Origin of the sequence: Mucilaginibacter sp., from assembly GCF_965200995.1 — a bacterium.
Lineage (GTDB): Bacteria > Bacteroidota > Bacteroidia > Sphingobacteriales > Sphingobacteriaceae > Mucilaginibacter.
In genome coordinates this window covers 1,709,287-1,727,398 of record NZ_OZ241743.1, presented here as the reverse complement: position 1 = coordinate 1,727,398, position 18,112 = coordinate 1,709,287, and the positions used below count along the sequence as shown (strand labels likewise).

The 18,112-nt window shown below is 43.0% G+C and carries 19 protein-coding genes; 14 read left to right on the top strand and 5 right to left on the bottom strand.

The window, feature by feature from the left end; all coding sequences use genetic code 11:
* Nucleotides 1-7: 7 nt before the first annotated feature.
* The 8 genes from ACY652_RS08165 (at nucleotide 8) to ACY652_RS08130 (ending at nucleotide 6,448) form a co-directional block, all read left to right on the top strand.
* Nucleotides 8-619, top strand: coding sequence for a TerB family tellurite resistance protein (locus tag ACY652_RS08165; protein ID WP_462267707.1), 612 nt, complete (start codon nucleotides 8-10; stop codon nucleotides 617-619).
* A complete protein-coding gene (gene traJ / locus ACY652_RS08160; RefSeq protein WP_462267705.1) occupies nucleotides 616-1,842 on the top strand; it encodes a conjugative transposon protein TraJ in 1,227 nt (408 codons plus the stop codon). The genes ACY652_RS08165 and traJ overlap by 4 nt, the downstream gene beginning before the upstream one ends.
* Nucleotides 1,843-1,887: 45 nt before the next feature.
* Nucleotides 1,888-2,505, top strand: a complete 618-nt coding sequence (traK, locus tag ACY652_RS08155) for a conjugative transposon protein TraK (protein ID WP_462267703.1) — start codon at nucleotides 1,888-1,890, stop codon at nucleotides 2,503-2,505.
* Complete coding sequence (locus ACY652_RS08150) at nucleotides 2,506-2,727, top strand: hypothetical protein (RefSeq protein ID WP_462267701.1); 222 nt, start codon at nucleotides 2,506-2,508, stop codon at nucleotides 2,725-2,727.
* Between the two features lie 43 nt (nucleotides 2,728-2,770).
* Complete coding sequence (traM, locus tag ACY652_RS08145; protein WP_462267699.1) at nucleotides 2,771-3,889, top strand: conjugative transposon protein TraM; 1,119 nt, start codon at nucleotides 2,771-2,773, stop codon at nucleotides 3,887-3,889.
* Nucleotides 3,890-3,914: 25 nt separating this feature from the next.
* Nucleotides 3,915-4,907 (top strand): hypothetical protein, encoded by a 993-nt coding sequence (locus ACY652_RS08140; RefSeq protein ID WP_462267698.1) that lies wholly within the window; start codon nucleotides 3,915-3,917, stop codon nucleotides 4,905-4,907.
* A 53-nt stretch (nucleotides 4,908-4,960) separates the two neighbouring features.
* Nucleotides 4,961-5,149, top strand: a complete 189-nt coding sequence (locus ACY652_RS08135) for a histone H1 (RefSeq protein WP_462267696.1) — start codon at nucleotides 4,961-4,963, stop codon at nucleotides 5,147-5,149.
* A 72-nt stretch (nucleotides 5,150-5,221) separates the two neighbouring features.
* Nucleotides 5,222-6,448, top strand: a complete 1,227-nt coding sequence (locus tag ACY652_RS08130) for an IS256 family transposase (RefSeq protein ID WP_462265878.1) — start codon at nucleotides 5,222-5,224, stop codon at nucleotides 6,446-6,448.
* Nucleotides 6,449-6,568: 120 nt separating this feature from the next.
* On the opposite strand, the gene ACY652_RS08125 is transcribed toward ACY652_RS08130, so the two are convergent.
* From ACY652_RS08125 to ACY652_RS08115, 3 genes are all read right to left on the bottom strand, one after another.
* Nucleotides 6,569-7,921 carry an AlbA family DNA-binding domain-containing protein gene (locus ACY652_RS08125; RefSeq protein ID WP_462267694.1) on the bottom strand — a complete coding sequence of 451 codons (1,353 nt, stop codon included), beginning with the start codon at nucleotides 7,919-7,921 and terminating at the stop codon, nucleotides 6,569-6,571.
* Between the two features lie 19 nt (nucleotides 7,922-7,940).
* Nucleotides 7,941-8,722 (bottom strand): IS5 family transposase gene (locus ACY652_RS08120; RefSeq protein WP_462266689.1). Its coding sequence is split into 2 segments (ribosomal slippage): nucleotides 7,941-8,389 and nucleotides 8,389-8,722, totalling 783 coding nucleotides; the frame shifts between segments, so codons are not numbered across the junction.
* Nucleotides 8,715-9,158 carry a DUF262 domain-containing protein gene (locus ACY652_RS08115; protein ID WP_462267692.1) on the bottom strand — a complete coding sequence of 148 codons (444 nt, stop codon included), beginning with the start codon at nucleotides 9,156-9,158 and terminating at the stop codon, nucleotides 8,715-8,717. The genes ACY652_RS08120 and ACY652_RS08115 overlap by 8 nt, the downstream gene beginning before the upstream one ends.
* A gap of 599 nt (nucleotides 9,159-9,757) precedes the next feature.
* On the opposite strand from ACY652_RS08115, the gene ACY652_RS08110 reads away from it, so the two are divergent.
* From ACY652_RS08110 to ACY652_RS08085, 6 genes are all read left to right on the top strand, one after another.
* Nucleotides 9,758-10,297 carry a hypothetical protein gene (locus ACY652_RS08110; RefSeq protein WP_462267690.1) on the top strand — a complete coding sequence of 180 codons (540 nt, stop codon included), beginning with the start codon at nucleotides 9,758-9,760 and terminating at the stop codon, nucleotides 10,295-10,297.
* Between the two features lie 97 nt (nucleotides 10,298-10,394).
* Entirely contained in the window at nucleotides 10,395-10,523 is a 129-nt protein-coding gene (locus tag ACY652_RS08105; RefSeq protein WP_462267688.1) for a hypothetical protein, read from the top strand.
* 15 nt (nucleotides 10,524-10,538) lie between these two features.
* The gene (locus ACY652_RS08100; protein WP_462267686.1) at nucleotides 10,539-10,724 is read left to right on the top strand and encodes a hypothetical protein; all 186 of its coding nucleotides are present in this window, start codon (nucleotides 10,539-10,541) and stop codon (nucleotides 10,722-10,724) included.
* A 45-nt stretch (nucleotides 10,725-10,769) separates the two neighbouring features.
* Nucleotides 10,770-11,831 (top strand): DUF932 domain-containing protein, encoded by a 1,062-nt coding sequence (locus ACY652_RS08095; RefSeq protein ID WP_462267684.1) that lies wholly within the window; start codon nucleotides 10,770-10,772, stop codon nucleotides 11,829-11,831.
* An 86-nt stretch (nucleotides 11,832-11,917) separates the two neighbouring features.
* On the top strand, nucleotides 11,918-12,082 hold the full coding sequence (locus ACY652_RS08090) for a hypothetical protein (RefSeq protein ID WP_462267682.1): 165 nt from the start codon (nucleotides 11,918-11,920) through the stop codon (nucleotides 12,080-12,082).
* Between the two features lie 284 nt (nucleotides 12,083-12,366).
* The gene (locus ACY652_RS08085; protein ID WP_462267680.1) at nucleotides 12,367-12,810 is read left to right on the top strand and encodes a hypothetical protein; all 444 of its coding nucleotides are present in this window, start codon (nucleotides 12,367-12,369) and stop codon (nucleotides 12,808-12,810) included.
* 133 nt (nucleotides 12,811-12,943) lie between these two features.
* Here the strand turns inward: ACY652_RS08085 and ACY652_RS08080 are convergent, their stop codons facing one another.
* Nucleotides 12,944-17,011, bottom strand: coding sequence for a hypothetical protein (locus ACY652_RS08080; protein WP_462267678.1), 4,068 nt, complete (start codon nucleotides 17,009-17,011; stop codon nucleotides 12,944-12,946).
* The gene (locus ACY652_RS08075; RefSeq protein ID WP_462267676.1) at nucleotides 17,008-18,072 is read right to left on the bottom strand and encodes a ComEC/Rec2 family competence protein; all 1,065 of its coding nucleotides are present in this window, start codon (nucleotides 18,070-18,072) and stop codon (nucleotides 17,008-17,010) included. Before ACY652_RS08075 ends, ACY652_RS08080 begins: the two co-directional genes overlap by 4 nt.
* Nucleotides 18,073-18,112: the final 40 nt, after the last annotated feature.

Genomic DNA, 18,112 nt, shown 5'->3' with positions numbered 1-18,112 from the left:
ATTCCTGATGGCATTGCTTTCATTATTTGCTTGGAATATAGATGCCGTACGCGCACAATCGCAGGAAGTGCAGCAACTGTTGCTCGATGTGGAAAAGCTGTCGCAGTTTAAAAGCATCCTGTCGGATATGGAAAGGGGTTACGCGCAGTTAAGCCAGGGCTACAATGCCGTGCGGAACGTTACACAGGGTAACTTCAATTTGCACCAGGTCTTTTTAGACGGACTGCTTACCGTCAACCCGAACGTCAAAAAATACCGGCGGGTAGCGGATATCATTGAAGTGGAAAGCAGCATCCTGTCTGAATATAAAAAGGCCTGGAAGCGGTCTAACAGCAGCGGCTCATTCAGCTTAACCGAGCTGAATTATATCAGCAGCGTATATGGCAACCTGACCAGCCAGGCCCTGCGGAACCTCAACGATCTGATAACGGTACTCACCGCTTCGCAGCTGCGCATGAGCGACGATGAACGCCTGCGGGAGATCGACCGCATTTATACGGACATCAGCGATAAGCTTATTTTCCTGCGCAGCTTTAACCGGCAAACGGATATGATGCGCTTGCAGCGCAGCAAAGAACTCAGCGACACCCAAACACTTCAAAAACTTTATATCAAATGAAAATCAAATCATTAATCAAATCCTTTTCCAGCCGGGCGGTTGGGGTCGTACTGCTCCTGCTTCTGCTCCCGGCGTTAAGCCACGCGCAGGGCCTGGCTTCCAGCCTGAAGGGCATGCAGCCCGTATTGGACGATGTGTACAGCCAGATGCTGCCACTGTGCAGCAAGTTGATTGATACAGCACGTGGCATTGCAGGCTTCGGCGCTTTAGCCTTTATCGCTTCCAGGTTATGGCGGCAGATCGCCAGCGCGGAGCCGCTGGAATTCTACCCCTTGCTGCGTCCATTCGCGTTGGGCATGGCTATCATGCTCTTTCCGGGTGTCATCGCGCTAATGAATGGCATATTACAGCCAGTAGTCACCGCCACCGGTAATATGGTGCAGGATTCCAATTCGGCTATCGCCACCCTGCTTAAGCAAAAGGAAAACGCGGTCAAGAACTCCGCTGCCTATCAGATGTATGAAGGGAACGACGGTAACGGTGACCAGGACAAATGGTATAAGTACACCCACCCAAACGACCTGGATGGTGATAACCAAGGGGTATTTGACGGCATCGGCAATGATGTGAAATTCTGGATGGACAAGCAATCCTACAACTTCCGCAACAGCATCAAGCAATGGATGAGCGAAGTACTGGAAGTATTGTATGCCGCTTCCTCCTTGTGCATCAACACAATCAGAACGTTCTTCCTAATCGTGCTGGCCATACTAGGGCCGCTGGTATTCGGGTTATCCGTATTCGACGGCTTTCAGCAAAGCCTGAACCAGTGGATGGCCCGTTATGTCAATATCTTCTTATGGCTGCCCATAGCTAACATATTCGGGAGCATCATCGGCAAGGTGCAGCAGAATATGCTCAAGCTGGACATCTCACAGATACAAAGTTCCGGCGATACTTTTTTCAGCTCGACGGATACGGCCTACCTTATCTTCCTCCTTATCGGCATCATCGGCTACTTTTCCGTACCGACGGTCGCCAACTTCATCGTTCATGCGCATGGCGGCAACGGGATGCTGCAAAGGGTCAACAGCGTTTCTTTCGGTACCGCCAGCTCGACAGTCGGAGCAGGAAGTTCAGCCGCTTCGGCCATCGGCTCCAGGGCCATGAACGGCTTGTCTAACCTTGTTAACGCGCCAAATGATTTTAAAGAAGGATACGATAGGTCCGACAATCCAAAAAACACCTACCAGCAGGATAAACTAAGCGGCAAAACCAATTAACCGATTATTTACTATAACTCCCCTTTAGGGGGATGGGGGCTAATTATGTTCACACAACTCAGAAATATAGACACCGCTTTCAAACACATCAAGCTGTTCAGCTATTTGCTGATACTGGCCTGCGTTTTAATATCGGGTTTCGCCATTTACAAAAGCTACCAGTCTGCCGATAACTACAAGAACCACATTTATATCCTGGCAAACGGCAAGGCGCTGGAAGCGTATGCAGCAGACCGTAAAGACAATATACCGGTAGAACTGCGCGACCATATCAAGATGTTCCACCAGTATTTCTTTACGCTGGACCCGGATGAAAAAGTCATCCAGTCCAATATCACGAAAGCGCTGTACCTGGCTGATGAAAGCGCCAAAACAGCTTATGATAACTTGAAAGAATCCGGTTACTATGCCAACCTGATCAGCGGTAACATCAGCCAGCAGATCGGCGTGGACAGTATCCACCTGGACATCAACCAGTACCCATTCTACTTCAGATGCTTTGCCACGGAAAAACTAATCCGTTCCACTTCGACGGTTAGCCGCAGCTTGGTTACGGAAGGCTACCTGCGGAACGTGTCGCGTTCGGACAATAACCCGCATGGCTTCCTTATCGAGAAATGGGAGACTTTAGAAAACAAGGATATAGCTACAGAAAACAAGTAGATGGAACCATTCGAGAAGCGAAAAATACAGCTGGCCCAGGCCAGGCAGCAGCTAAGCGAACAGGTAAAGGCAAGCATCCTGCACAAGCAGAGAATGATAGCGGATTACTTGGACAGGAAAACGCAGTACTGGAATAAAACTTCCAAGATCATTCTGCTGGTCATCATCATCCTGCTATTAGGCGGAATGAGCCTTTACCTGCTGCTTAAGGCGAACAATTAACAAAATCTATAACGCCTGCTATGGCAGGAAAGAAAATCAAAACATGAAACAACAAATGAATGAAAGCCTGCAACAGGTGAGGTTAAAGAAACTGTTACTGGTATTGCCGCTATTGGTATTACCCTTTATGACGATGGCCTTCTGGGTATTAGGTGGCGGCAGGGGAAATAACGGATTGACCAGCTTTTCACAGAAAGGCATCAACACCCAATTGCCGGAAGCGCAGTTTAAAGGCGAAAAGCCGCAGGACAAGATGAGCCTATATGACCAGGCGCGAAAAGATTCTGCATCCGGCAGCACCCATGCGGCCTTATCTTCTTTAGACGTGCAATCCGCTATTAAAGATTCCGCCTTAAAAGCACAGCTGGCTTTGTCCGGCAGCCGTGCAGCGGATGATAACGAGGCGCAGATCAGCCGCAAGCTGGCCTTGCTCCGGCAGGAAATGAACAAAGCACCGGAACCGCAGCCTATGAATGCCGTAACAGCAAATTATCCCACTACTTCAAATCAGCCTGCAAATACCAGTGAAGATACTGAACGCCTGGAAAAGCTGATGAAGACTATGAGCAGCAAGAATGCCGACGACCCGGAAATGAAGCAATTGGAAGGAATGGTAGACAAGATACTGCAAATACAGCACCCGGAACTGGTGGCGGCACAACTGCAACAGCAGCAAAAGCCGATAGCGGACAGCCTGTATAAGGCCTTTCGTGCGGTAATTGTCGATAACCAGAAAGCCTATCAGGGTTCAGCCATTAAATTGCGGTTACTGGATACGATTCATATTAAGGGCCTCATCATTCCGAAAGGTCAGATGATATTCGGTAGCTGCCAGATCGTTAACCAGCGACTGCTGCTCAATATCAAAACTATCCGCTTAGGTACCTCCATTCTGCCGGTTGACTTGACCGTGTATGATATGGATAGTATGCCGGGGATCAACGTTCCGGATGCGCAGCTACAGGATGCGGTCAGAAGCGGCTCAGACAACGCTATGCAAAACATGCAGTTCCTGCCGGTTGACCAGACCATGACTACCCAGCTGGCCGGTGCAGGCGTGGAAGCCGCCAAAGGATTATTTGCTAAAAAAGTGAAGCGCATCAAAATCAAGCTGACCGCTAATTACCCGGTGCTGCTGCGCAATAACCAGCCAAACAAATAAAATTGAAACATTTAAATCATAAGCGATGAACTTAAATAATCTGGAAGACCTGAAAAAAGAGGTCAAAGACCTTGGATTTAATCCCAAACTGGCAGACCAGCTGGAAAAGCACATGAAAAGCCTGCCGCCCTACTTTACGCTGAAAGACCAGCTGCCGGGCGATAAGGGGCAGGTGGATATGACCCTGCACTTTCGCAAGTCCCACCAGTCGGACTATTACAGTTTCGGCAAGTTCGAGGTTACCGCAGGACAGGTGCCGCCTACGCCGGATAACCAAACCTACATGGTACTAACCGAAAATAAGGATAACAAGGACAAGCCGCTGGTGAAAGAATTCGGAAGCCCAAACGAAGCCATTGATTTCTTTAAAAAGCAGAAAGGCACCAGCGAACTGGCGATAGGTGAAAGCCCGGAAAGCAGGCAGCTTTTAGCCAGTATGGAAAAGGGAAAAGTCAATTTTGTGCATAACGAATTCAGGCAGCCCTTTTACAGCCCGCCGGTTAAGCAGACGTTTTACCTGGATAACGGGCAGGGTTTTACCGCAACGCAGGCCACGAATATGGTGCAGGACCGTACCGTGCACCGAGATAATATGATGACCGCTTTAGGTGATACTTACAAGGCCTGGATACGGCTGGATTTCGATACGCCCAAAGACCAGTACGGTAACCATAAGCTTAAGCAGTATCACGATCCTTCTTATGGTTTCGACCTGGACAAAACGCTAAGCCGCTACGACATCAAGGAACTGAAAGACCCGGCCAAACTGGAACAGTTAAAAGAGGCCATGCGTAACGGCGAGCGGGTGGAAGTAACGGTAACCGCTAAGGACAATAAGGAAATGAAAATCTTTGCCCAGGCGGTTCCGCGTTACGGTAAGCTGGATTTCTTTGATGGTCAGGGACGTTCACAGAAACGGGAGCAGTTTGAGAAAAAGACCGGTGTGGAACAAGCGCAGACCAAAGGGCAAGGTAAGGCTAAAGAGGTGGAAAAAAGCAAAGGTGTAAGTGTACGATAAGTGCCTAAACAAGTAACAATTAATTCATTTATAAATATTTAAAGTTAAGAATCATGGAAAAGTTCAAAGCGTTAAAAGAACTGGTATCAGGTGTCGAAAAGGATGCCGTATCGTTTTATGAAAAGGGGAACAAAGCGGCTGGTACCCGCCTGCGGGGTATAATGCAACAAGTAAAGTCTATTGCAACAGAAATTCGCAAGGAGGTCACGAGATATAAAAATGTGAAAAGCAGTAAAAATTAACATCTAAATTTTGTTGAGACTGTAAAATAAACTGTGTCAAAGCGTAAATAAATACCTTTAACATAGTTTATAATGAAGCAAGAAGAATCGCCCTTAGGGTATGAGCAAATGAAGAAGAAAGCCCTGGAGCAACTCCGTTCGGGCAAGTCGCTGTATGGCAAGGATGGCGCTTTTGCGCCCTTGCTTAAAAGCTTTTTGGATGCAGCTTTGGAAGCTGAACTGGAAAGCCATTTAGATCAAGCAGAGCGCAGTTCCGGCAACCGGAAGAATGGCAAGACCAGTAAAGACGTCCGTACGTCTGATGGGACAATATCTGTCAATACGCCCCGTGACCGTAATTCCAGCTTTGAACCTGAACTGATCCGCAAGCGGGAAACCATACTTGCCGAAAGCCTGGAATCGAAGATCATCGGCATGTATGGGTTAGGGATGAGCCTGCGTGACATCTCCAGGCACATCAGGGATATGTACGATACGGAGATCAGCCACAGCACCTTATCTGCCATTACCGACAAGATCATCCCCGAAGTAAAGGAGTGGCAATCAAGGCCACTGGAAGAGCTTTATACGATCGTTTGGTTGGATGCCATGCACTATAAGGTTAAGGAAGACCACCGGATGGTGTCCCATGCCGTTTACAATATCCTGGGCATTGACCGTCACGGCCACAAAGAACTTTTGGGCATGTATGTCTCTCAGAGCGAAGGGGCTAACTTCTGGCTGTCGGTGCTGACCGACCTGCAGAACCGTGGGGTAAAGGACATCCTGATCGCCTGCATCGATAACCTAAGCGGTTTTCCGCAGGCCATTAATACCGTCTTCCCACAAACAGAGATCCAGACCTGCATTGTCCACCAGATCCGTAACAGCCTGAAATATGTAGCCTCTAAGGATCAGAAGGTATTTATGAAAGACCTGAAGCCGGTTTACCAGGCAGAAACGCTGGAACTGGCTGAGCTGCGCCTGGATCAGCTGGAAGAAAAGTGGGGTAATAAATATGGGAAGGTACTGGAATCATGGCGTAACAACTGGTCAAAGCTAAGCACGTATTTCCGGTATGATGAAGCTGTCCGTAAACTGATCTATACCACTAATACCATCGAAGGCTTCCACCGGCAGGTCAGAAAGGTCACCAAAACAAAAGGCGGCTTTACCTCCGATATGGCCCTGTTAAAACTGATTTATCTGGCCCATAACAACATTAAACAAAAATGGACGATGCCGCTTTCAAACTGGGCCATGACCGCTCAGAAACTGGCCATTTGGTTTCCCGGAAGAATGATATTAGATTTGATGTAGCAATCGCCCCCTGGCAGGCCCCATGGGGCCTGCCAGGGGGTGACACAGTTTATTTTACAGACCCATTTTGTTACAGTAAACGGTCTTGTTAATATATTAAAAGACCGTTTACTTGTTCTTTTATTTCAAAATTCTTTGGTAAACATTAACTTCTTTGTCCCTATCAACTTCAATTGTACTTGTACTTTGTCTCTCATAAAACCTGTCTCCATATTTTACGGGTTCACCATTATTTTCTATTTTTAAAATCAGAACCGTTTTATCGTAGTAATTGAAGTAGTCTATATTTCTAAGTATCTGATCTTTATATTTTGAAGGATAAATTTTTGAAGCTCTTATTTTGGTTTCTATATTTCTTACATAATTTTCATGAGAATTGTACTTGTTCGCTTCACATTGAACACCTGTAACATTGAAATCTTTGTAAGAGATATTTTTACTTTTATAATAGGTGTCATGATGTACTGCTGCATTGCGATTATCCGCAACTCCTAATACCACATAGCCTATGCTGTCTTTACTACCATTTGCAATGGCAGTCAAAGTTTTAAGGATTTTCTCAAAACATTCATCATCAAATTTACCATCCTTATCCATTCTGTGTATTCCTATTTTAAAATCGTAGCTTGCATTTTCAGTTTTCGAACCTCCAAGTAAAGACTCGAGCTTAATCACACCGTTATTAAGGGCAGGGTCATTCTCACGCTTTTTTATAAAAAATTGCTTCATTAAACCTTCTATAACTTCAACACCGTCTTCTCTCTGTTTTGAATATTTGAAATATTCTGCATTAGCTGTTAAGTAATTGTCTCCAATTCCTTCAAGGTGTTTAGCCAATTTAGTGTAATCCAGAATTTTAAGACCTTCTTTAACTAATAAATCATAAAACGCTAAAAAAAATACTTGGAAAGAACGATTAACATACTTAGTTTCTTTTTTAAAAATCAACTTGCTAAACGAACTTCCAGTTGATTCAAATGTCTGGCGTAGTGCGTCAAAAACCGTTTCAAACATTTTTATTATATATTCCTCACCGAGTTTCCTAATCTCATTTTCGACAGTGTTATCACCTGAATAATATCTGTTAAGGTTATTAGATGTTCCTGCTGGACGAGGCTTCACTAGAATAGCGCTCAATAAGTTTGCAACCAATTCTTCATCTCTAGATCCCCTTATATTTTCATTAGTTATGATACCATGCTTTCTCCAAAATATGCCTTCCATATTGATTCCATAACTAAGCTTAGTGTTGTTAATCGATATTTTTTTCATATTGTTAAGAGTAAGTCTATCAGAATGAGAGACATCTCCTCTGATTTTTTCAGATAGTTTACGCACAATACGGCCAAAAGCGTTTGTTGAACCTGCTTGTCTCAACTCTTGGCTTGAAAGATGTTTTCCATTAGAATTAATCCTCTTAAATATATCATCAATGGCAGATTCTTCTTTAAAAACGGATACTGAAAGTGGCAATTGATAACTAGAAGCTATCTCATAAATGAAAGAATGACTTTAAAAGGATCATAGAACAAGCTAAAAGGACAAAGGCTTTAAAGTTTTCCTCATGATACTCGTATCTGACCACCGTTCTGCGGTAATTGAATAACCAGGCAAAGAAGCGCTCTACCTTCCACCTTCGCTTGTACCTTTTCAGTTTTCTGCCATCCTGCGTTTTTTTCTTTTTGCGGTTATCCCGGTGTGGGGCAATAAGGTCAGTGCCTTGTTCTTTCAGCCGCTCGTCCAGCGGGTCTGAGTCATAAGCCTTGTCCCCAATGAGGCGCTCAGGATGCGGAATAATAAAGCGTTCTTCCAGCGTTTTCTCTACCAGTGTTACCTCATGCGGGGAAGCAGAGTGGACTGAGATAGATAATATAATACCAGCAGCGTCTGTGATTGCCATGATCTTGGTGCCTTTACCTTTCTTAGTTTTTCCCACCAGTAGGCCCCCTTTTTTGCCATACAGAAGGTTCCATCTATATAGCATTCACTCAGGTCTACACCGCCACGCTCATACAGGTCAGTGGCCAGCGTCTCGATAATAAGCGTAAACACCCCGCTCTTGACCCAGCCCTGGAACCTGCGGTGGCAGGTCTGGTAAGGCGGATAGCGGTCAGGCAGGTCCTTCCAGGGCGCCCCTGTCCGAAGTATCCATAGCACCCCTTCCATCACTTCACGCTTGTCCCGCCAGGGCCTGCCTTTACCATCTGTTCGCCTGATGCCCTCTGGTACCAGGTCTTTTATCTTCTCCCATTGCTTCTCATTTAGCTCACTCATATGGCAAACTTACTGCTTTGTCATTTATGAGATAACTTCTAGCAATGTTTTTACATAGCTCTCTGTCTAACTTAGGCATTTTTTGTCTCAACAAATTTTTATCCAATAAAAATTTTGTTTCAGCAATGGTTTCAAGATCAAAATAGCGATTATGAAGGGAAAATTCACCTTCAATAAAAGACGTAATGGCGTTTAGTCGTTGCATGCCATCAATAATTTCGATAATAGTATCACCCTTATAAGCAACTTCGGCAACTAAAAATAATGGAACAGGGTAATTCAAAGAAAGTGAATCAATAAATTTTTCCTTTTCTTCCAATGTCCACACTAGTTTTCGTTGATACCTTCTATTAACTAATAACTTTTCCTTTTGATAATAATCAAAGACGGTTTCAACAGTTTCTGGGCGAATGATAAGTTTTTTTGTAACATCCATAACATTAGGTTTAGGAAGTGAATGTAAGAATTTATGAACAATCTTGTATGGCGTTTAGAATTGTAACAGTAAACAAGGAGTAAGCCGTTTCGTCCATTCCGCCATGCTGCACTTCCTCAACCGCTTGCTCCTTGCCAAGGTGAAAGGGTGAAGCCCGTTAGGGCATCACCCTTTTTCTTTTTTCATCCTTTTTCTTTTAAGAGCCATTTATGCCACTGGCCTTTTATAGCAGCAAATTTCTGAGGAGCCGGTCATACCGTCAAGCCCGGGGCCCTACGGGTTTTATAAATAAAATCTTCCTCTCCTTTCTTTGATCGGATGCCTGCGGCGATGTGTTTCGAGAGCGTATTTTTTTTCCAAAAGGCTTGCCGTTATGCCCGGCTCTTTCAGGTGCGGTGCTTAATAAAAAGCCAGCGAGCGTATGCGAGCTGACCTTAACAATTAAGGCACTAAAAAACAAAACGCACCCATTCCATGAAAACGAAACACAGCAGGGCACCGCCACAGAGAAGCTACAATACAAACCCAACCTTACACAACAAATGAATTAAAAAGCAAGAGCATAATATTTATAAACAGTAATCCAAATTAAAAAAGTCATGGAAACCAAAGTAAAAGAAAACAGCGCAGCAGTAAACAACAACACAAACGGCAGACCAGCAAAAGGCGCAGCCTTTGTCAACGGCAACCCGGTGAACAGGGAAGTGGACAAACCCAAAGAGGAAAAGCCAGCTGAACCTGCCAACGGCCAGGTGAAAGCTGAGCAGTCCCAGCCGGAACAACCGGAGCAGCCCAAACCAGCCGAAGCACCGCAGCTGGCACCAGTCAGCATGAAACCGGCTTTAAATTTAGAAAGCACGTTGAAGCTGGTGGAAGAACTGCACCGCCGGAGCATCCAGCGTAACAAGCTGCTGGAAACGATTAACAACTTAGAAGCCTTTGAAGTGGACATTAAGGAAGATGCTGACGAGACAGACGGTAACTATTACCAGGGCTGCACCCTGACCATTGAGGACGACAACAGGCGGAAGTTCGTAACCAAGAACCCGACCATCATCTTTGCCGTCTCGCAGATGGTTAACCGCATGTGCGTAGACAAGTTAGCCGAAATCGAAGCCAACATCACTATCCCGGCATAAGCCACCCCATCAAAGCAAAACAGCCCTGCCGGACAGCGCAGGGCTGTATTTAAATCATATAGTTAACAGGACCAATCAAAGCAAATCCCAATAACCCATGTACGAACTATTTGTAGAGCTAACGAACCAAATCTTTTGGGAAGGTTACGCGCAAACGTTAGCTGCCGAGAACCCGGCAGCCTTTCAGTCGGAACTTACCGAATTTATGAATTCCTATACCGGTTAGAATCTAAAACTTAAGATGATGAAAGACACCGTATTCCTATTTATCAAAGTGGTGATTGAAACCAGCCACAGTAATATAACCGATGCAATGAAAGAACTGGAAACACAAAGCCAGTACAGCATCGGCAGCACACCAAACGTGCAAGTGCTGGAAACCAAAATTATCAGCTTAACAACAGGTCAAGGCAGGCCGAAGCAGTAACTCATTTATTAACTCATTAATTCAAAACTCAAATACTAACACATCATGGCACATAACATCAATTATAACAGTAGCACAGGAAAGCACAGCTTTATGAGCAAATCAGAAAAAGCATGGCACGGCTTAGGACAGATTGTTACTGACTACCCCACCAGCGCACAGGCTATCGAATATGCGGGGCTGGACTACATCGTAGAAAAACGTCCCTTGTTTACTTATGACACCAGCAATCATATAGGAAACAATGAGGAAGCTACACCGGACATAGAAGTAACTGACTACTTTGCTACGGTACGGGCAGACACCGAGCAGGTATTAGGTGTAGTAGGCAAGGATTATGAAGTGGTACAGAACCGCGAAGCGTTTGCCTTCTTTGACAGCATTGTTGGCGGTGGTGATGGTATTCTATATGAAACGGCAGGCGCATTGGGCAAAGGCGAGCGCATCTTTATTACGGCTAAGCTCCCGGATTATATCCGTGTAGGTAAAAACGACTTGATAGAGCAGTACTTGTTTCTTAACACCTCCCACGATGGTTACGGCAGCATCACCGCAGCTTTTACACCGGTAAGGGTAGTTTGTTCCAATACGCTTAACGCAGCTATGCGCAATCATACGAACTGCATTAAAATAAGGCATACCGCCAACGTAAACGAAAGATTGAAACAGGCGCATACCTTGTTGGGCCTAACCAACCAGTTAGCTAACGAACTGGAAGAAGTGTTTAACCACTGGTCTAAAGTCAAAATAACAGATACCGCCGTTAAAAAGCTAATACAGGTATCAATGGCACCGAGCAAGGAAGTGTTGCAAAACCTGCAAAGCGGAAAGGAAACGGAACTGTCCACGACTTACAATAATATGGTCAGCAGTGTAATGGAGTATGCTTTAACCAGCCCCACCCAGCAGGAGGCAACCACCAAAGGAACCTTGTTTGGCGCCTACAACGCAGTAACGGGTTACTTTCAGAACGTAAGAACTTACAAGGACAGCGAAGCCAAGCTGAAATCTATCTTGTTTGGTACAGGACTGCAGCGAAGCCAAACAGCTTTCGACCTTTGCACCAACTTTGCCAAGAACGGCAGCGATGCTTTGAATTTGAATTAGCAGCGGTCATATAAAACACAAGCAAAACAATTAACCAATTATTTAACTAACAGGGGGCCTCAAAACCCCCTAAAATTTTCCGGAAAATGAGCCGATTAAGTGATGAAACGGATAAACAGGTGATACAAATTTTAATAAGGTGCCTTGAAATTTTGGAAGGCACCGACAAATGCCAGGTAACGAAGGTTGATGACGCCGAAATAACGCTGGCAAAAAATAAGCTGAAAAGCGTTATTGAGAACTACGAATAATCATAGCCAACCTTCTTAAAAATGCACTTTAACGTTTGTTAAGGTGCATTTTGTGTTTTGCATGATTGGTATTACCTTTAAACGATTTTTAAACATTAAATAAACAGCATTATAAGATAGAAGAAAGAGCCACTCAACTACATATTAAGGTTTAGCGTTCGCTACGCTCTCGGTAAGGAAAACTGGTAATTTTTAAAGAACGAGATGCAAGCGCAACGCCTGTGCAAAAGCGCGGGCTTGTCTTGTTTCGTTCTATGGGTATACCAGTACCTCCTTGCCGGAACTTGATGATCACCCGCGCTCTTTTTGTATCCGGCAACATGATAAAACAGTTTGATATGGTCATGCACAGCATAAAGAAATTAGCAGTAGTACAACACCTTATTTTACAAGTGCAGCGTACTTGTTATGAAACTGCCAAAGAATTGGAAGAAAAGCAGTGTTGGTACGACATTAAACCTGATTTATGGAAGAGAAGCTTACATGGAAGGCGCTGGGCAAGAATGCTATTTAAGGCACATAAACTAATAGGTGTAATAGAGCATTTTGAAATTCCAAATAGGAAGCTTTACAGTAAAGGATTACGGGTTAGTAAATCAGCAACTGAATTTAAAAGCGTTATGCTGTGTGATAAAAAACCCAATAAATGCCAAGTATTTGATGCCTTCACATATCAGGAAATTGTGGGAATAATACAATTACTAATGGACGATGGCAATCATAGATAATAAATAGTTATCCGTTATTAATTGTTCTTATTATAAATAATTTGCGCAATGCAAAATGCGGTATTCGTATTACAAGAATACTTCTCTGAAGAATTTAAGTAGAAGATTAGTCGATCACCAAACTTCACATGTCTCAGCCATCGATCCAATCATCATGATCAACGGTTGTCTTTAATGATAGGTGATGCCGTAAAGTCCTGAATAATTTTCTTAATTTTTCCGTGGGTTTTGCATTTAAAAAGGACGGTGCGCTTTTATCAATCCAAAACGCATTGTCAGAAAACTCCCTTTTATACGTATCGAACTTTTTGAGCCAAAAACTTTCAAAAAATGGGACAATCATAAATTTATAAAACCCCGCAAAATTCTTCGCATGAAATTTCTCTAACCTTCCGATTATTGACAACTGAAATTCCGCTGCTTCGGCCGCGTTTGACTTAATGGAATAAAGAATATACCCAACCATTATTACTTGATCTAAACTTCCGCCCTTATAGCTGTTGATAAGCTCCTGAAATTGAGTTAGTGATATGTCGCCAAGGAGTACCCGCTCAAAAAGTGTTCTGAAAAAATTAAAGGTTTCGGTATCCGTAACGCGTATCTCTGGATTGTCAAAAATCTCTAAAATAATTTGTTCATAAACATCAGGAGCAATTATGCCTTCTACAATGTCCTGGGCAATTTGAATAAAAATTGGGATAATCACCTCTTCAAAAAATGAAAAATCATTTTTCGTATAATCAACAAGACCAGGCGGCCTGTCTGAGAGCGTCCCATTTCCCTTCACCGGTTCATTTTCCCTTGCTATATAAGCATCTTTGATTTGGTTATACAGATCGATGGCTTTAGAATAGGCCCTGTCCTGTACGATATAGAACAAATTCCGGTACAGCAGCGATGCATATTCAGCAGACTTGAGGTTAAGTGCAATTTCAATTGACTTTAATGCCCATTTCTTGGAGGCCTGGTAATTTCCGTAAAATTCATTAGTCGCTTGATAGATGATACAATTGATGTACCGGCGTTCTTCAAAATAGAATCCACCCTTTAAAACTTTCTCGTCATTGAAGAAAAAAGAGCCCCTGGTCGGTGGAACATAATAGTCATCATTGGAAGTCTTCGCGGGCGGAATACCTTCCATGATCACCTTAGAGATATAGTTTATATTGTGTCCGTTCCTAATGATCGTTACTTTAAAACCGTCACTATTATCATACTCGTTCAACAACATGTCGAATGATTTTTCCAGTGACTTCGTAGCTTCGTAAGGTTTTCCAATCAGAAAATAGGACAACCCTACTTCACCATATAACTTCATTTGCTCAAGTGGGGTATAGTATTCTTTATTGAGCACTAGCCGCAAGCCTTCCACTATATATTGATGCGCTAGTTCTTCGCTTTTGCTACTGATAAGTTCTGAATAAGCGATAAGAAATCCTGGCTTTTCTGTAAAAATCTCTGAAATGGGTTCGTCCGCTACCTTAGAAAGCTCGATAAGTGCATTTTCTTTCTGCCCGGCATATTTATATTGCCTTCCCAACTCATCATAGACTAAAAACTTATAAATATGTACATTCTCAATAAAAGATCCATATTCCTGGATGATGTGCAATATTTTGCTGATGTCTTTTGATGTACAGAATATCAACTGTATCAGATTTCGGATAGCGTAGGCTGCAATCAGGTATAATTTATGATCGATTGCCTTTGCCAGTATAAACATCAGGGTATCTTCCACCCCCGGCCATCTTTCCAATGTAATAGGTGCCAAAAGATTTCTATGCAAAGCAATTCCCGCTAGCATATAACCCTCATTCTGTTCAATATCTATCGATGCTGGGTCAATGCCACTTTTACTGAATGAGATAAACCAGGCCTCGTATTCTTGCTTTGTCTTCAGATTGTAGAACGTTAGCCAGATAACGTCCTTTAATTTTATTATTTCAGAGATTCCAGTTTCTTCGGCCTCATCCATGATCGGTGAAAGTTGCGTAACAGCGTTGATGTAGCTATCCATCGAGCCGACAGGGTTCTTGTCGAGGTTTAGCCTGAAATTCATTAGGCTTACAATTCCCTTTCCAGCATCGCCAATATCTTTGTGCTTGGCAATTTCATTCAGATCGTCAATCAAAAAGGCCGTTTCCCGGTTCTCCATCAAAGACAGGTTGATCTGCATGAACCTGATGTAGAGTTTGGCAAATGGATGCATTGATTCCGGCAACGCGTCATAATACCAGAATAGAGAAAAGCCCCAATTGAAAAAGAGCTTTGGGTTGTCCAAGGATGAGTTCAGTACTTTTATTAAGAGAAAAGCAGCCTGATTGTAGGACTTAGCGCAATCAAAGTAGCGCAACGCTTTAATTGCGGTTGCAGGACTTAAGGGGCTTTGACTGATAATATTATAACCCAAGGCTTTATTAATTGCCTCTGATAATGTCTGGCTAAGATTTTCGCCAAGCCTTTTAACCAGGGCAGATAGCTGAAACTTACCATCTTGTAAAGGCTTTAGCCATAAGCCGGAAAGGCGGATAATCTTTTGGTTCAAGTTCTCTATTACCGGTTCGACGTTGCCGACTACTTGGATTTCGCGTTCCTTAAAAGTCCCGATTATGATCTTAGATCTGAAAAGTAATTGTCGGGACTGCTCGTCTTCCGTAGAGACCAACAGCTTTTCATAGGTTTCTTTGTCCAACTGCTTACCGTATTCATTTTTAAATAAGCTGTCAAGGGTGGCAACATCTATTTTCCAGCTCTGTTCCCGGAGATAGCGGCATACGGCATTAATGATTAGCGGATGTCCGTCAGTGAGTTCAACAATAACTCCTGAAAGTTCATCAATGTCCTCCGTCGCACCATAAGCCAAAAGTACTTCTTTGCACTCATCGTCATCGAACATAGGTATGTTATATTCGATCAGCTCCTCGTCAATCTTTTCTTGTATCGTTTTACCCGGCGAATAGTTGCTGGTCACAATTATTTTTATTCCTTTGGTAATACCTTTTAATATAAATGTACTCAGTGCAGTTTGGATGCGAGATTGTCCTGTAAGATCGGGCAGGTCATTCAATACGATTATCGCGCTATTGGGCAGATGTTGATGGATAAGGTCAGTTGCCTTTGTTGCATCGGTTGGTGCTACAGCCCCAAATACACTGCACATCGTGGTAAGCAAATATTGAAAGGATGAAGCCGCATCAAAATCGCTAAGATCCAACCAAAAATGATCTGAAAAAGTTGATGCTGTTAAATAGCTCAGATGCGTCTTGCCAATACCAACATCGCCCTGCATCCATAGACAGCATTTTGATAGTAGGTAAACCTGACATATTTTAACAACCTTTTCACGTTTAGAAAATGTTTTTAATTCGGGAAAAGTTACACCAGTGGAAAGATCGATTTCCTCAATTGGCTTATCAAACTGTCCGGCTGGTAAAAAATCTCGCGCCATTTTTTCCACCGTTTCTTTGATATAGGCATCAACACTGGTTTTAAGGACTGCCTCCTGAAAAGAATCTAAGTTGAGGATAGGGAGATGGCTTTTAACAAACCAATCGTTCAGTACGGAAATTTTTGTCCCGAAAAAAGCATCGATCTTATCAATGCCCGTTAAAATCCCCAATAAATAGGGGACGTTTTCTTTAACGATGAACAAACCGCTACCAGATGTGCCAGCCATATTTTCCGCAGAAGGCGTATAAAAGCTGTCCAGCCTATTTAAAGAGTTAAGTTGAAATTTTTGAGTATGGCTTTTGATTTCCTCAACAAACTTTGCCTCAAATGGCCGATCCGTTTCATTTTCGGTTAGCTGAGGGAAACCTCTGAAGTGCACGGGATATTTATCGTCATTCTTTTCCACCAACTTGTAGTCCAGTGCATCGCCGATTATTTCAGATATGGCAGCTTTTTTAATAACGATTACCGCAATGTCATCTTCGCTATCGGTCTGGATTACTTCATCGCGGTCAAGGCATTGATATTCTGAAAACAATCCCGTGGACTGATTGAAAATTTTGTCGATAGTTATATCCGTTGTATTAAAAGTTTTGTCAAACTTTTTGCCACAAAGGCAGTGCTTAGCCGTGAATACATAAACAAATGCTGGATTGTTTTCAGGAAAATACAGGACGCCAGAACCTACTTCTCCATTACAGTTAATTCTGACAGCAATCTGCTTTAATATGTTCTCAGTGGCTATGTTCAAGGTCGGGTTGCATTATAGGTTAATTGAAGATAATTATCTCCGTCTTCTGGATATTTTAATTCAAAGTTATGATTTATGGCCGCATGTTCATCAACATCAAAAAGGCTTCGAAGAGCGGTATTGTCTACCACAAACGATAAATTTACAGAGGTTGCAGGTTTTCTTGATTCATGAGTTATTATTCTGGTTAGGACTTCTTTGTCAGGGTGAAAATGGCTTATACCGTTTGCGCTAAAAATATAGTTTGTACAATCGATCAAACTTAAAAGTTCATCATTAGTATTGACCTTACTTCCATGATGTGCCACTTTCACAAAATCTATTTTTAATCTATTTTCGGAAGAATACCCCAAGGATTTTAAGGAGCTGATGATGTCGGAAGGGTGCGAATCGGCCAGAAACAATCCTGAAAAGCGCTTATATCTTAAAATAAAAGCAATGGAACTTCCATTGGGAACATCATCGTCCTCTGCGAAAATGTTAAGTTTAAGTTCGTCAATGGTCTTTCCGTGATCCGATTCTTTTTTTCGGGAAACCTTTGTAGTCCCCTCTTCCAATAACCATTCATCATTAGCCATAGCCCGTTTTTCCGGCAAAGGGCTTAATATTTGGAAGAGGACTTCGTGCAACTGCCTTTCCGTGACTGTCGTATCAATGAAACTTTCTTCAACGATCCCAAGGGTGGCAAGATGTTTCCTCAATTTGATTCCCTGGCTTACGGATATTGCTGATGATTGGTTAGTTGCCTCAAAGTTGGTGTGATTGAACCAAAATGAAAGGACGATGGCTGCTTTGTTTTTTAAACTGGAATCATTTATAAAGGCAAGGATAGCTCCGATGTGATCACCGTCGACATGTGTGATAATCCAAAGATTTACCACTTCCTCCAATTCAATTATTTTATCAATGGCTTTCTTAAAAGCTCCATAGTAACTTTTTACATATCCACCGTCTATTAGGATATTGTGAAATTTGGTTTCGACACCCTTATATCTGATCCAAATGCCATCACCGCCATTTACGTCAAAAAACGTTACCGTGAAATCTTTATCGGTTATCATATTTTATTTATATACATTAAAGTACGATAAATAAATTAAA